A 14,570-nucleotide genomic window follows, 5' to 3' on the forward strand; every position below is an offset into this window, starting at 1 on the left:
CCGCAACCCGCCGAATTCCGGGCTTTGCTTGCCATCAGACGCGCGAGGCGCTTCCCACCGGCCGCGGCGCGACTTATATCGCCCAGATAAAATGCGCCGTCGCTTCGGCGCCTCCGGGAGACGCTCATGCCAGTCGATAAGACACAGGTGCTCAATGCCCTGCGTCGGGTCAAAGGCCCAGATCTTGAAAGCAACATCGTTGACCTCGGCCTCGTGTCCGAGATCTTCATCAAGGACGATCATCCGTATTTTTCGATCACGATTCCGGCGAGCCGCGCGGAAGAGCTGGAGCAGCTACGCCTTGCTGCCGAGAAGGTCGTTTCCGAGATCGGCGGCGTCTCGGGCGTCACAGCCGTTCTGACTGCTGACGCCGCCGCTGGCCAATCAAGAGACACGCGCGTTGCTGGCGGCCCGGTGAAAGCCGTATCGGGTCCGCGGCCCGAGCACCCGCGCGTCCAGGCGGCGCGTGCGAAAGGCGCAACAGGGGATGGCGCCGGACCGCGCCAGGCCGCAGCCGCGGCTCAGGCAGCTCCTAAGGCGCAGGCCATTCCAGGCGTTAAGCACGTCGTCGCGGTCGCCTCCGGCAAGGGTGGCGTCGGCAAATCGACGGTCGCCGTCAATCTCGCGCTCGGGCTGCAGGCGATTGGTTTGAAAGTCGGCATCGTCGACGCCGACATCTACGGCCCATCGCAACCGCGCCTGCTTGGCATCACTGGCAAGCCCAAGGTCGCAAACGGCAAGACCATCACGCCGCTCGAAGGCTGGGGCCTGAAAGTCATGTCGATGGGCTTCCTCGTTGACGAAGGCACCCCTGTCGTCTGGCGCGGACCTATGGTCGTCTCGGCGCTGAGCCAGATGCTGCGCGAAACCGACTGGGCCGGCACGACGGGCGATCTTGATGTGCTCATCATCGACATGCCGCCTGGCACCGGCGACGTGCAATTGACGATCTCGCAAAGCGTGCCGCTGTCTGGCGCCGTTGTCGTTTCCACGCCGCAGGACCTGGCATTGATCGACGCCCGCAAGGGCATCGCCATGTTCAAGCGCGTTGAGGTCCCGATCCTCGGCATCGTCGAGAATATGAGCTACTTCCTCTGCCCGAAGTGTGGCGAGCGGTCCGACGTCTTCGGCCACGGCGGCGCGCACGACGAGGCAAAGAAGCTCGGTGTTCCGTTCCTCGGTGAAGTGCCCCTACATATGGAAATCCGCGAGACGTCCGACAGCGGCAAGCCCGTCACGGTCGCCGCGCCGGAAAGCCAATACGCAGCGATTTTCCGTGACATCGCCGCACGCACATGGAGCGAGGTCGAGCGCGCCAAAGGTACGCTGACGCCGCCCCCCGTGCTCGAAATTATCGATGGTGGTAAGGTGTTGAAAGCCGCCTTCCCGGACGGCCGCACGTTCGAATTGCCCGCCGAATTCCTTCGCGTCGTCAGCCCGTCGGCGGAAGTGCAGGGCCATTCGCCGTCGCAGCGCATCACCGTGCCGCGCAAGAAAAACGTCAAGCTCACCGGCATGAACGCCGTTGGGAACTACGCCACGCGTCTTGCATTCGACGATGGCCACAACACGGGCCTTTATACGTGGGGTTATCTCCACCTGATCGGCCGCGAGAAGGATCAGCGCTGGGATCAGTATCTCGAAGAACTCTCCGCCAAAGGACTGACACGGGAATAAGTAAAGCGCAGGCGGCCGGCTCGACGAAGGAGAGTCGCCTGCGCCAACATAAGTTACGGCCGGCTCGACGAAGGAAAGCCGCCCGCACCAACAAAAAACTAGCCACGCTCCTCTGGCACGATCGCGTACTCCAGCTTCTCGCCGGAGCGAAGCACCGTCGCGATCACCTTCTGATTGATGTGCTTCGCGTCAAGCACGCGCGACACGTCATCGACACCCGCAATCGCCACGCCGTCGAGCGCAATCATGATGTCGCCCGCCTTCAGCCCCGCTGCGTCTGCCGGTCCATTCGCCTGCACGCTGCGAATGCCGATGGCGCCCGCTTGCGTCAGATGCAACGCGTGCCGAATGCGCTGTGGCAGCACGACATGTTCTGCGACGATGCCCATCACACCCCGCCGCACGCGACCGTGACTGAGGATCTGCGTCAGCACATATTCGGCCGTGTTCGACGCAACGGCGAAGCAAAGCCCCTGCGCGCCCATGATCGTCGCGGTGTTGATGCCGATCACATGCCCCGACGAATTGACGAGCGGGCCTCCGGAGTTGCCGGGGTTCAGCGCCGCGTCGGTCTGGATAACATCGTCGATCAGGCGGCCGTTCTCCGCGCGCAGCGACCGCCCGACCGCGCTGATGATGCCGGCCGTCACTGTCGATTGAAAACCGAGCGGATTGCCGATTGCAATCGCGATCTGACCGGGGCGCAGCTTCTTGGAATCCGCGAGCTTTGCGAACTTCAATCGCTCCGTCGTCTCGGCCCGCAGCACGGCGATATCCGTATCGGGATCGCGTCCGACGAGGCGCGCACCGAAATGCTGACCATCGCCCTGCGCGAGCGTGATCGATTGTGCGCCGTCGATGACGTGGTTGTTCGTGAGGATGAGCCCGTCCGGCGAAACGATGACGCCGCTGCCGGAGCCCTGTCCGCTACGCCCACCGCGCGTGCTTTTCACCTGCACATGCACGACGGCAGGCGACACCGCATCGACGACGTCGACGACCGCGTTGCTGTAAGCGTCCATGAGCGCTGTGTCATCGCGGGCCACGCTTTCGGCCTGCGCAGGTTGGCGCTCGACGCCTGAGTCATCGAAGACTCGGAAAATGGTGTGTTCCATAATGCACCTGATGAGGATGAAGTCGCGGATAGATGGCGACTGTCATTAATCACATCAAGTCCCGCCCAGAATCGCAGCAGCCAATCCGACAGCCATCAGCGGGAGTTCGATGCTATGTCCGCCGCGCTTCACCGACCTCATAGACGCGCAGGTCACGCTCACCGATACCAAGGCTTGGCCAAGCGGCCCGCCATTCAGAAATGTGTGCTGAATCAAAGTGGCGATCAAGCGAAGCTTGGTCGATCCAAAGCTCTTTGACGTGTATTAGGCCCGGATCAAAAACGTCCTCAGCGTAGCAGTACTCCCGACATCCATCTTCGGCGCGGCTAGCCTCAGCCATACGCTTCATGACAGGCCGCGCAAGTTCCATATTTTTCGCCGGGACGCGAACGGTTCCAACAATGAGTAGCATCATGCTGACCTATTATTGCCGCGATCGTTGTTAGGAGAATATGCCTCGTCGCACATCGCTCGACATCTCACTTCCGGTCAGCATCAAACTCAATCCGTTCCCGAGTTCGCCCCCGCAAAAATCCTATTCCGCGGCTTGGCGCTCGAGCGACTCGAAAGCCGCATCCGCGTTCTCGAACACGTGCGTATTGAGCCCGCGCCGACGCAACGCGTCTTGCAGCTTTTGCCGCGTGACCGCACTTGTCGCGTAGCGGGCGGAACGCGCGTAATGGTTCTTGGTGACGTAGGCGACCATGTCAGCGTAATCGTCGTACAGGTCTTCGGCGATACGGCAACCATCCTGGTTGATCATCGCGTCGACGCGTTTGCCCGTTGCTTGGCAAGCCTCGACGATCGCCTTCTTGAGATCGGTGACGTCGGCTTTCTTGCGCACGCTCCACGCCCGCAGATCGATATTCAGGATGTTGCGGCCCGCATCATAGCTAATGCGATCTTTCAGATGCTGGTTCAAAAGGTCTGCCAGCAGATCCATCGGCTGATCGAGGAAGATCCGCGGGTTCATCGTCACCGGTTTGTGGATGTGCGGCTTGAACGCCATGTTGGGGAGAATGTCGCGCTCGATATCGATGCCGGGCGCCACTTCGATCAATTCAAGGCCGTGCTCGGTGAGTTGGAATACGCACCGCTCGGTGACATAGATGACGGGTTGGCTTTTCTGCGCCGCGTATTTGCCTGAGAACGTCACCTGCTCGACCTGCTTTACGAATTTCTTCGCGCGGCCTTCCTGCAGGATGCGAACTTTGCCGTCTTCGATTGCAACTTTAAGACCGCCGGCTGTGAACGTGCCTGCAAACACCACAGCGCGCGCGTTCTGCGAAATGTCGATGAAGCCGCCGCAGCCGTTGAGCTTGCCGCCGAATTTGCTGGTGTTGACGTTGCCGATGCTGTCGCATTCCGCCATGCCGAGGCAGGTGAGGTCCAAGCCGCCGCCATGATAGAAGTCGAACATCTGGTTCTGGTCGAGGATCGAATGCGCATTCGCCGATGAGCCGAAGCTAGATCCGCCCGCCAGGACGCCGCCGACGGCACCCGCTTCCGTCGTCATGACGAGGTAGGGCGTCACCCTTTCTTCGTTGGCGACGTTCGCAACGCCGTCCGGCGCGCCGACACCGAGATTGATGACGCCGTTCGGCGGCAGTTCAAAGGATGCACGTCGCGCAATGATCTTGCGCTCATCCAGCTCCATCGTCGGCAGGCTGTCGACGGTCACACGCACCTCGCCAGCGAGACCCGGATCATACATCACGCCATAGTTCATGCGGTGCATTTCCGGCGGATCGGCGATGACAACGCAGTCGACGAGAATGCCTGGAACCTTCACGTCCTTCGGCTTGATCGAGCCTTCCGCGACGATGCGCTCGACCTGCGCGATGACGATGCCGCCGTTGTTGTGCGCCGCCATGGCTTGCGCCAGGACGTCAAGCGTTAGCGCCTCGCGCTCCATGCTCAAGTTTCCGAGCGGATCGGCGCTCGTCGCGCGGATGAGGGCGACATTGATCGGCGTGGCTTTGTAGAACAGCCATTCCTTGCCATCGACTTCGACGAGCTTGACGAGGTCTTCTTTCGTCTTGGTGTTGACTTTGCCGCCGCCGAGCCGCGGATCGACGTACGTGTGCAGACCGACGCGCGTGAAGAGGCCGGGGCTGCCCGACGCGCAGCTGCGATAGAGTTTTGAGATCACGCCTTGCGGCAGGTTGTAGCCCTGAATTTTGTCGTCCTGCGCCGCCTGTGCAACTTTCGGCATCCGTCCGAAGTTGGCGGCGATCACGCGTTTCAAAAGACCGTCGTGGTGCAGGCGTCCGGTGCCGAGGCCTTTGCTGTCGCCGGCGCCGGCGCACATGATCAACGTCAGGTCGCGCGGCGCGCCGGTTTCGACAAAGCGCTTCTCGAGCGCCGCGTGCAACGCTTCCGGAATGCAGCTCTGAACAAATCCCGTTGTCGTGACGACGGCGTTGTCGCCGATGCGGGCGATGGCTTCGTCAGCCGACATGACCTTGTTGGTAACCATGCGATGCGTTTCCCCAAGTCACAGCCTTGGATCAAGGAGGGCTTCGTCCGGCCCTCGCGAAACCCGCGCTGTTGTTTGTTTTATGTCGAACACCAGATTATGCGCCTGGCCAATGATCGCGCATAGCTTAGCTCTGTTAGGTCCGCACCACTCAACGGGGTAATGGCAGCCTATCCGTGGGTCAGCGGTGGTATATGCCGCACCCAATTTGCAATCGAGATCTGCATAAGTCGCGCGCCGGATTGCGACAGCGTTAATCGTTTGTACGCTTGCTAGACAACCCATCATGACTGAACTTTTTCGCCGCAATTTCATACCTCTGGTCGTTGCGACAGGTCTCTTCATGGAGAACCTGGACGCGACCGTGCTTGCCACGTCGTTGCCGGCGATCGCCAAAGATCTCAATTCCAACCCCATTCACCTCAAACTCGCCGTCACCACGTATTTGCTGGCGTTGGCGGTTTTCATTCCGGCATCGGGCTGGATGGCCGACCGCTTCGGAGCGAAAAACGTCTTCCGCGCGGCTATGGTCGTGTTCTCCGTCGGCTCGATTGCCTGTGGATTGTCGTCGGATCTGGGTTCGCTCGTTGTCGCGCGCGTTGTGCAAGGCATCGGCGGCGCGATGATGGCGCCGGTCGGCAGGCTTATTGTGCTCCGCACAATTCCAAAGACCGATATGATCAATGCGATTGCGTGGCTCACGGTTCCGGCGCTCGTCGGTCCGGTCCTCGGTCCACCGCTTGGCGGCTTCCTCACGACCTACTTTAGCTGGCGCTGGATCTTCTGGATCAACATCCCAGTCGCGCTAGTCGGTATCGTGTTGGTCACGCGCCTGATTCCAGACACGCGCGAAAGCACCCCCAGCACCTTCGATATGCGCGGCTTCTTCCTGATCGGCCCCGGTTTGTCGCTGTTCCTGACCGGCGTCACCCTGATGGGGCTTGGCCTTCTCGATCGCGATCTGGTGGTTTTGATCACGCTCTCAGGCGCCGTGCTGCTGGGGCTCTACGTCTGGCACGCATTCCGCGTTCCCCAGCCGATCATCGACCTTCGTTTGCTTGCGATCCCAACGTATCGCGCGGGCGTGGTCGGCGGCTTCTTGTTTCGCACGGGGCTTGGCGCTGGACCGTTCCTGCTGCCGCTGCTCTTTCAGACAGGCTTCGGTATGACCGCGTTTCAGTCTGGCCTGATGACCTTCGCGACCGGCATCGGCGCCATGTTCATGAAGACACAGGCGGCGGCTATCATCCGGCGTTACGGCTTCAAGCGCGTACTGCTCGCGAACGCAGTCATCTCGAGCCTGTTTGCCGCGCTGCCGTCGCTGTTTGTTTCAAGCACGCCCGCGCTGCTGATCGTCGGGCTGTTTCTCGTCGGGGGCCTATCGCGCTCCCTGCAGTTCACGAGCGTCAACACGCTGGCCTATGCCGACGTGCCGCCCGAGCGCCTGAGCCGCGCCACGAGTTTCGCCGCAGCCTTGCAAGAATTGTCGGGTTCGGTCGGCGTCACCATTGCTGCGATGGGACTTCAGGGCATGCAGTATCTGCGCGGCGGGAGTGCCATCGACGCGGCGCATTTTCCGCCCGTCTTCATCCTGATCGGCTTGGTGTCGCTGTCTTCGATTCTATTCTTCTCCCGGCTCTCACGCGGAGCGGGCGCATCGCTTCTGCCGACAGAAGCCATGAAAGCCGCCGAGCCCGCCAAGGAAGCCGCACGTTTGCGCGAAGGACATATGACTTAGACCGAAACAAACCATTGTCCGCTAAGCCAATCGTACTTTCTTAAGGGCCGCATTTAGGAGCACGGGTACAGCTTGCTTTATGCTCTGTAAGGCTTGCCTGCCGCTTCCTGGTTGAGACGAACCGTCTTGAAAATACGCGAGAAGGCCGTGATCGACGCGATCTAACTGATAAGCCGATGTCACGGGCGATAGAGAAGATGGGACTTTAGCCGGCTCGCAGAAAATTAGTATATTTTGCCTATACCAGCTTGCAACACGGGGATCTTGGAAGATAGCGGGGCGAATGCAATCAATCGCAACGTATCCGTGCGTAGCAAACTTCGACGCCCAATAGCTCTGCCATTGCTCATTGATATGATTGAGTCCGCCTTGCAGCGGTATTGCAGCCGAGAACAAAACGACCGGCGCAGCATTTACGATTGATTCAACGAATTCGTCAGCACTGCTCTCAGGTAGGTGCTCAGCAACTTCCAGGGAAATCGCCAAATCATATTTGCGCGAAAGCGAAAAGGAGCGTGACAAATCGGTGGGCGTAAAATGCTCGGCCGGAATTTGTAGCATCTCGGCGCTCACATAATCGCCATCGAGCCCTTGGTAGTCGCTCACGCCGTGCTGTGACAACGTCTTTAGCCACCCCCCGACACCACATCCGATATCGACCGCCGAGTTCACCTTAAACAAACTAAGCACGATCGGAATGACGACCTCAGCCGAAGATAATGAACCTGCCTGCTGATTAGTATAAAACTTTGGCGAATATAGAGTTTCCATTTGAACAAATCCTCAGCGCAAACGGGTCTAAAACGCAAATTCACATTTAGTTGCCGACAGCTTGGAAAGTTTTCTGTCTCGCTAACGAAGCACAAAACAGCATTTCGAGCATACTTGATCTTAATTAGGATTATAGTGGACCATCCGCGTACGCCAAAAGCCGCGATCGAGACGTACCCGATCGCGGCAACCTATTGCTGGTAGAGTGTCAGTTTCAGCGAAGTCGGCAGCACCGACAGCCCGCTTCCGCGCTTGGCGGCCGGCTCCACGCAGGGGAGTCGCCAAGCGCAATCAACAAGCAGTCGCTCGGCGCAAAGACAAGAGTCCTTCTTAAGCCGCCTTCGCTTGGGCCTTCTGGCGCTGCGCGGGCCGTACGACTCGTACGGTCGGCATTTCAACGACCGAAGCCGCGCGCTTGCGCTGGATGACAGCCTCGCGCGCTCCGAAAGCGCCCGCGAGCGCGAGCAGCGCCTTTGACGGCGTCAGCCCATCGCATCCGCGCGCATCGACAGCGGCAAAGCCGGTCCGCGAGCAAGCCTGCAAGGACAGGTGCCCGGAGCTCAAGACCGCGACACCCGACACGTCGCCGCCAGCGGCGCGGTCAAGGTGGAGGCTCTTGAGCTTGAGGCCCAAGTTCTCGACGGCACGCTTCATCGCACGCTCGGCCGACTTGACGTCGCCGAGGCGCATGGCGCCATGGAGATCGATAAAGATCGTAGTCCCTGCACTAGGTACGCTTAGCTCAGCAATCGGACTCACAATTGAGTCCTCGACTTCCGCGTTGAACTCAGCGCGCGCGTGATCTTCCTCTTGGGCGGTGCTTGAACGAGTCAAGTCCATCCCCAATTGGAAGAGGGTGTCATTAAAGGCCATGTGACCCTCCCCAACCAGCAGATAGGTTTGACCCGCCCGCTCCTTACCTCATTGGTTCTGGGAAACCTCGACCATGTTGGCAGGTGGACAGACGAGAGAGCGTGCATATGAGGCCAATGCCCCCCCTACGCAAGAGCTTTTTGTGCCCTGCGCCAATTTTTTTTAGCCGTGGAGCGCCAGCGGCTTAACAACCGGTTTTGTGACGCCTCGCTCGATGGCTTTTACTGTCATCGAAGCGAAACTCAGCCGTGAAATTTCTGCTAATTTTGATCGTCTGCCTTGCCGAATAATTGGTTCAGCAGCTTCTTGGCTTTCTTCTTCGTCTTTTCGGTCTGCGGATCCTCGTCGCCCTTCTTTCCAAAAAGAGAGTCGACGATTTCGTCTGAATTCTTCCCTTTGAGTTTTTTGCCGATGTTCTTGATGGCATCCATCGTCTTGTTCGGGTCGGCGAGCACCCCGTTGAGATCGGGATGATAGCTCGGATGATCCCAGGACCCGGTAATCCTTACCGGGACCTCAATGCCGGAGGTCTGTGCATTGCCGCCTTGGCCTTCGAGTGAGGCGATGAGCTTCGGCTTCACGGTATAGTCGACGGTTCGTTGCGGCATGTGGATGACGCCGCTGCCGGTCGCTCGCAAAAGCGGACTGACAAGCTGCAGATCTTGGTTCTGCGCGACGCCATTCGTAACCGTAAACGTCGCGGCCAGCGCGCTGAAATCCGTTTTCTCCGTCGGCGACGTCCTAAGCGCCCCGAGGTTGCCCTGCGACAGTCCGCGCAGCGCGCCGGGCAGATTGAAGCCGACGATGGCGCCGTTCGAGAACTGGAACCCGGCGTTGCCGTTCAGGCTCTCGATCAATTGCAGCTGGCTGGCACCGTTCGCCGCGAGCTGCAGCTTGACGTTGGCGTTGCCCGACACCCAGCCGAAGTTGGCGGCATCCTTCAGGAACGGCAGCGCCGACACGCTGTCGAGATTGAAATTGGCGCCGATGTTTGCCGTATCGGCCGAACCGTTGAGCGTCAGCACGCCGCGACCATGGCCTTCGTAGAGTGCAACGTCGTTGAATGACGCCTGCATCGCCCGATTGTTGACCGTGACATCGACCGATGACTGCCCGATCGAAATATTCTTGAAATGCAGCTTGCCCACAGAAAGCCGCGCTTTACCGTCTGCAATGCCTAAGAGCGTAAGGTTGAGGCGCTCGCTTGACCAGCCGGCGCGCTGTTCGACGCCGTAAACCTTGGTGCCTTGCTTCTGCAGAAGCTTCTGAATCTCGTCGGGGCCGGCGGTAGGCGCGGCCGCCGGTCCCGGATGGGCCGGAGCATTCGCACTTTCAGTCGCCAGCGTGCCGACGACGGCGTTCGTTAGATACTTATTGAGATCGAGCGCGGAAATCGCAAGGTTCGCTTCAACGAATGGCCTCGCACCGCCCGTCGTCACCTTGATCGTGCCTTTCGCCGTTTCGCCGTCGAGCGCGAACGTCGCGTTCGAAAACTCAGTGACGTTGTCGGCCGTCTGCAGCTTGCCTTCGATTGACAGCGGCCCGAAGCCGGTGACGGGGGGCAGTCTGGAACCGAACCATTCGGCAAGCTGGCGAGCGGAATCCGCCTTGGCCGAGACCTGGCCGTCAAGAACCGCCCCCTCTTGGACAGTCAGATCGCCATCGTAGGAGGCATTGATCAGACCATTCTTCGTCGAGAACATTAAATGCGCTGGCGCATTCATCAGTAAGCCACGCACGTTTTCGATTTTGCCATCGAAATCGAGACGCTGGTCGCGCCAGACGAGATTGCCGTTTGCAACAAGCGGACTTTCCAGCGACGGCAAGCCGAGCTTCACGTTGATGCCTGACACCTGGGATTTACGCCCAGTTCGGTCGTCGCTGAAGCGGATCGTTCCATCCTCGATGCGGACGTTATCGAGCTGCACATTCGAGACGGATGGAATGGCAACCGAATTGCCCTCGACCTCAGCGACGGCGACATCGAAAGCGCCTGCGTCGCGCAGAGTCCCCGCCCTCTGCAACTCGGCGACCTGCGTCGGCGCGCGATTGGTTGCGAATTTCCAGTTGTTCCGTCCGTTTTTGTCGACGTGAAAGTCGAACACCGGTTGGCGAAGCGTCACGGCATTGATTTTCGGCCGCTGCTGCAGAAGCGACATTGGCTCAACGCTCACCTGAAGCGCTTCGGCATGAAGCAGCGTGCCGTCCATTCCTGCAGGCGCCGACAACGACACGTCATGCAGCGACACGCCGAGTTCGGGGAAGAACGCAAATGTCGCCGGTCCAGCAATCACGAGGTCGCGGCCGGTTCGCGCTTTTACCTGTTCGGTGATTTTTTGCCGGATGAAGTCGCTCGGCGGATTGAGCACGAGATAGCCGACGCCAGCCCCACCGACGAACAGGACGACGAGAAGGAAATAGACGACGCCCATGAGCAAGCCACTGCGCCGGCGTGGCGGCGGCTTGCGCGGGCTCCCCGGCGGCGGTGGTCCGCGGCGCGGTCCTGAACCGAGGGGCGCGCGCTCGAACGCCGGCCGCTGGGCTGCAAACGGCGGCAGCGGCGGCGGAGCGGGCGGCTGCGGATATTGGGAAGTCATTCAAGTCCTCGTTGTCGTCGGCCTCGGGCGCCGCGCGCAAAGCACGCGAAATATCGCGGCGAATTATGTCACTTGCGGGCCGCTGGCTGCGGCGCAGGGTCTGTCGTCATTGTGCGCGATTCCCCACCGCGATGTCGAAGTCGTGCCCTTCATTCCATCGACACGCTGCGAAGTCCAACGGCCGAGGCGGAACGCTCCCGTCTCATGAGCATCCTCGCGCGTTGTATCGACTCGTGAAACAGCAAGAAATCACCATAACGACGCCCATGTTGCGACACCGCCGAGCGCGATGTTCGCCAAATGTTCATTAAATCGCCTGTCCGGCACCCCTCGCGTACGAGCGTTGGCGTTGCGACGCTCGTTATCGCACTGTTTCCGCTCGTCGTGCATGCGTTGCCCGGCGACGACGGCCAACCCGCGATCGTCTCGGGTATCGGCCATGTCGTCGATGGTGACACGCTCGATGTTGGCGCGACCCGCATCCGTCTCGAAGGCATCGACGCGCCTGAAATAGCGCAGACGTGCCAAACAGCATCGGGTGAGACGTGGAACTGCGGCGTTGCCGCCGCCGCGATGCTGCGCAAGCTCGCCGAACATCGGGACTTGATGTGCGAACGCAAAGGCACCGATCGTTATCGGCGCGTGCTCGCGACCTGCTTTGCGGATGGCGTCGATATCGATGAGGCCATGGTCCGCGTCGGACTTGCCTGGGCGTTCGTCCGCTACTCGAAAAGATACGTCGCCGTCGAAACGGAGGCGCGGAGCGCCAGGGTCGGCGTTTGGCAAGGTGCCGCGGAAGCACCTTGGGATTTCCGCCACAACGAATGGCAGGTCGCCGAAACGAGCGCGCCCAAAGGCTGCGCGATCAAGGGAAACGTCTCATCCCGCGGCCGCATCTTTCATATGCCGTGGGATCCTTGGTACGACCGGGTCAAGATGGAACCCGGCAAAGGCAAGCGTTGGTTCTGTTCTGAGCAGGAAGCCATCGAAGCGGGATGGCGGCCAGCCTCGGCGAATTAGCAACGGCGCGTCCAAAAGAAATCCCGCCGCTTTGCAGCGGCGGGAGCAGTGATCGTCGAGAACCTTTAGTTACGTCCGGGCGGTGGGCCATCGTAACCCTGGTCATCGGGACCGCCATCGTCCGGTCCGCCATCACCAGGACCGCCAGGGCCGTCGTCATATTGGCCAGAGCCCTGCGGCGGCGGAGGAGGAGGCGCGCCGGCGTTTCCGCGAGCCAGAAGCGGCGTGATCCGGCGAACGGCGACACGACGATTGAGCCGCTCGGGAGCCTGGGTCGGCACCTTCAGATATTCTTCGCCATAGCCTTGCGTCGTCAGGTTCTCAAAGGGGATCTGGAACTGCTGCGTCAGCACTTCCGCAACGGATTCCGCGCGCCGGTCGGAGAGCGAAAGGTTGTCCTCCGGCGAGCCGACAGCATCCGTATAGCCTTCGATCATGAACACCTCATCGGGATGCCGATGGATGATCCGGAGCATGGCGCGCGCGATCCGGTCGAGCTTACCGTACTCGCTCGGATTGACCTCCCACGAGCCGAAATCGAACGTGATGTCGTCGAGGTCCACGCGGCGCATGCGGTCGCGAAGCGCAGCCGTCGCCCGGATTTCATCGAGGGTATATCCCCCACGGAAATCTTCGACCGGCGGTGCGCTCAGTGCCTCGTAAACGTCTTCGTCGCTCGCGCGTTCGTAATCGACGATGTACTCGTCGCGCGGAATGGTGACACGCGGCGGCGGCACGTCGAGCACCGAATTCAGGATGGCGGCCCCAGCAACGACGCCGACACCGATGCCGATTCCGGCCGCGAGATTTCTGCCGAAGTTGTCATGACGGCGGCGACGATTGTCGATGATGATGAAGTCGCGCCCGTCGGGTCCACGGCGATACCGGCGAATGAGCTGGCCGTTGGCATCCGTCTCCGAATAGATCTTATAACCGCCTGGGCGGTCGATCACGGCGACGTTCGTACCGCCTTTTCCGCGTTCGAAGCGGGCGTTCGGCGCGACACGCCGCAGCCGCTCGGTATCGTCGTGTTGAATGAAGACGCGATTGTTCTCGCGGTAGATCCGGCGCTTACCCGGCTCTTCGATAACGACGCCTTTGCCGCCATCGAATTTCATCTCTTTGCGTTGGCCGCGCATCGCCTCGAAACGCCGCTTGGCTTCGGCTGCCGTTTGCGGTCGCTTGTTCGGCGCAGCGAAATTGGGCGTTACCGGCCTGTTCGGTTGTCCCGGATTGACCACCGGCGCGGGCTGCGTGCCCGGAGTGACGCGCTTCCAGCCCTGCTGGTTCTGCGGCTTGTTCGGCTGGCCTGGATTGACGACGGGTGCAGGCTGCGTGCCCGGCGTGACGCGCTTCCAGCCTTGCTGGTTCTGCGGCCTCTGCGGCGGCGCATTGTTCGGTGCTTTGTTTGGGCCGCCGAACTGGTTGTTGAAGTTCTGCTGGCCCGCATTCTGATGCTTGGGGCGCTGTTGTGGCTGCTGCTGCGGTACCACCGCCTTATTCACGACCGGTGGCTGTGGCGGCTTCGGCTTGCCGAACGCATTCGGATTTCCTCCAGCGCCGCCATTTCCGAAGTTCTTCCGCTGCGCGTTTGGCTGTTTCTGCTGCTGGCCGAATGCCGGGTTGCCGTGCTTCTCCGGACGCCCACCTTGCTGGCCGAAATTCTTCGGTTGCCCTTGAGGCTTTCCGGGTTGCCCCTGCGGCTTGCCCTGCTGCCATTGATTCTGGCCGCCGTTGCCTTCCTTTTCGTGCCTCTTGATTTTATCTTCTTTGTTAGGCGGCCGCTGATCGTCCGCCATGACGACTGCGGGCGTGACCGTCAGTGCCGTTAGAAGCGACGCAGCGGCGAGAGCAGCGTGTCGGCTGGAGTTCATGGCATTTCCTCGAATTTTGTCGCGTCCTGGTCGAACGCTGCGAATCGATTTCCGTTTAGTCGTTAGTACGTCGGCGTCGCGCTTTCACGGCAATTGTGCCGTCGGCAATCTATTCTCGAAGCCCAGGCGGATAAGGGCAGCCGTATGAAGCGAACGTGAATAGGTTGCGGCCAAATCATGGCGAATAAAAATCGGCAGCGGTTGGCGGCTTTAGCCGTCGCTAAAATCAGAGTGCGGATTAATGCACGGCGCGTAACTCGCTCACGGCTTCGACAAAAGCGGGCGATGGCCACGCCGACCACGGCTCGCTCGGTCCGGATTGGAGGGGGCTTGAGAAGGCATGAGAACGAACGCGACGCGCTGCTCGCGGGCATGCTTTGAAGCAGCAAAGCTGCGTCCGGCCTCTACAACTTTTCTTTCGCACCG

At 60.5% G+C, this 14,570-nt stretch carries 10 protein-coding genes; 3 read left to right on the forward strand and 7 right to left on the reverse strand.

Annotation, left to right across the window (positions count from 1 at the left end):
- The first annotated feature begins 126 nt into the window (after positions 1-126).
- The gene (locus RLW55_RS08085) at positions 127-1,677 is read left to right on the forward strand and encodes a P-loop NTPase (RefSeq protein ID WP_423416083.1); all 1,551 of its coding nucleotides are present in this window, start codon (positions 127-129) and stop codon (positions 1,675-1,677) included.
- A 98-nt stretch (positions 1,678-1,775) separates the two neighbouring features.
- On the opposite strand, the gene RLW55_RS08090 is transcribed toward RLW55_RS08085, so the two are convergent.
- The 3 genes from RLW55_RS08090 to RLW55_RS08100 form a co-directional block, all read right to left on the reverse strand.
- Complete coding sequence (locus tag RLW55_RS08090; protein WP_423416084.1) at positions 1,776-2,792, reverse strand: S1C family serine protease; 1,017 nt, start codon at positions 2,790-2,792, stop codon at positions 1,776-1,778.
- 112 nt (positions 2,793-2,904) lie between these two features.
- The gene (locus tag RLW55_RS08095) at positions 2,905-3,204 is read right to left on the reverse strand and encodes a putative quinol monooxygenase (protein WP_423416393.1); all 300 of its coding nucleotides are present in this window, start codon (positions 3,202-3,204) and stop codon (positions 2,905-2,907) included.
- 123 nt (positions 3,205-3,327) lie between these two features.
- On the reverse strand, positions 3,328-5,271 hold the full coding sequence (locus RLW55_RS08100; protein ID WP_423416085.1) for an acyl CoA:acetate/3-ketoacid CoA transferase: 1,944 nt from the start codon (positions 5,269-5,271) through the stop codon (positions 3,328-3,330).
- A 286-nt stretch (positions 5,272-5,557) separates the two neighbouring features.
- Between RLW55_RS08100 and RLW55_RS08105 the strand changes: the two genes are divergently transcribed.
- On the forward strand, positions 5,558-7,009 hold the full coding sequence (locus RLW55_RS08105; protein ID WP_423416086.1) for a DHA2 family efflux MFS transporter permease subunit: 1,452 nt from the start codon (positions 5,558-5,560) through the stop codon (positions 7,007-7,009).
- A 21-nt stretch (positions 7,010-7,030) separates the two neighbouring features.
- Here the strand turns inward: RLW55_RS08105 and RLW55_RS08110 are convergent, their stop codons facing one another.
- The 3 genes from RLW55_RS08110 to RLW55_RS08120 all read right to left on the reverse strand — a co-directional run bounded on the left by RLW55_RS08110 (position 7,031) and on the right by RLW55_RS08120 (position 11,250).
- Positions 7,031-7,780, reverse strand: a complete 750-nt coding sequence (locus tag RLW55_RS08110; RefSeq protein WP_409561143.1) for a class I SAM-dependent methyltransferase — start codon at positions 7,778-7,780, stop codon at positions 7,031-7,033.
- Positions 7,781-8,110: 330 nt separating this feature from the next.
- Entirely contained in the window at positions 8,111-8,620 is a 510-nt protein-coding gene (locus RLW55_RS08115; protein ID WP_414464572.1) for an S-adenosylmethionine decarboxylase family protein, read from the reverse strand.
- A 293-nt stretch (positions 8,621-8,913) separates the two neighbouring features.
- Positions 8,914-11,250: an AsmA family protein gene (locus RLW55_RS08120; RefSeq protein ID WP_423416087.1), complete on the reverse strand. Its 2,337-nt coding sequence runs from the start codon at positions 11,248-11,250 to the stop codon at positions 8,914-8,916.
- Positions 11,251-11,550: 300 nt separating this feature from the next.
- On the opposite strand from RLW55_RS08120, the gene RLW55_RS08125 reads away from it, so the two are divergent.
- Positions 11,551-12,270, forward strand: a complete 720-nt coding sequence (locus tag RLW55_RS08125) for a thermonuclease family protein (RefSeq protein ID WP_409561141.1) — start codon at positions 11,551-11,553, stop codon at positions 12,268-12,270.
- A 65-nt stretch (positions 12,271-12,335) separates the two neighbouring features.
- On the opposite strand, the gene RLW55_RS08130 is transcribed toward RLW55_RS08125, so the two are convergent.
- Positions 12,336-14,144: an OmpA family protein gene (locus tag RLW55_RS08130; protein WP_423416088.1), complete on the reverse strand. Its 1,809-nt coding sequence runs from the start codon at positions 14,142-14,144 to the stop codon at positions 12,336-12,338.
- Positions 14,145-14,570 lie beyond the last annotated feature (426 nt).

It is taken from the genome of Hyphomicrobium sp. B1 (assembly GCF_049532635.1).
In the GTDB taxonomy this organism is placed as follows: domain Bacteria; phylum Pseudomonadota; class Alphaproteobacteria; order Rhizobiales; family Hyphomicrobiaceae; genus Hyphomicrobium_B.

Coding starts and splice junctions, on each gene's coding strand:
- RLW55_RS08085 (WP_423416083.1), top strand. CDS start 127: ATGCCAGTCGATAAGACACAGGTGCTCAATGCCCTGCGTCGGGTCAAA.
- RLW55_RS08090 (WP_423416084.1), bottom strand. CDS start 2,792: ATGGAACACACCATTTTCCGAGTCTTCGATGACTCAGGCGTCGAGCGC.
- RLW55_RS08095 (WP_423416393.1), bottom strand. CDS start 3,204: ATGCTACTCATTGTTGGAACCGTTCGCGTCCCGGCGAAAAATATGGAA.
- RLW55_RS08100 (WP_423416085.1), bottom strand. CDS start 5,271: ATGGTTACCAACAAGGTCATGTCGGCTGACGAAGCCATCGCCCGCATC.
- RLW55_RS08105 (WP_423416086.1), top strand. CDS start 5,558: ATGACTGAACTTTTTCGCCGCAATTTCATACCTCTGGTCGTTGCGACA.
- RLW55_RS08110 (WP_409561143.1), bottom strand. CDS start 7,780: ATGGAAACTCTATATTCGCCAAAGTTTTATACTAATCAGCAGGCAGGT.
- RLW55_RS08115 (WP_414464572.1), bottom strand. CDS start 8,620: ATGGACTTGACTCGTTCAAGCACCGCCCAAGAGGAAGATCACGCGCGC.
- RLW55_RS08120 (WP_423416087.1), bottom strand. CDS start 11,250: ATGACTTCCCAATATCCGCAGCCGCCCGCTCCGCCGCCGCTGCCGCCG.
- RLW55_RS08125 (WP_409561141.1), top strand. CDS start 11,551: ATGTTCATTAAATCGCCTGTCCGGCACCCCTCGCGTACGAGCGTTGGC.
- RLW55_RS08130 (WP_423416088.1), bottom strand. CDS start 14,144: ATGAACTCCAGCCGACACGCTGCTCTCGCCGCTGCGTCGCTTCTAACG.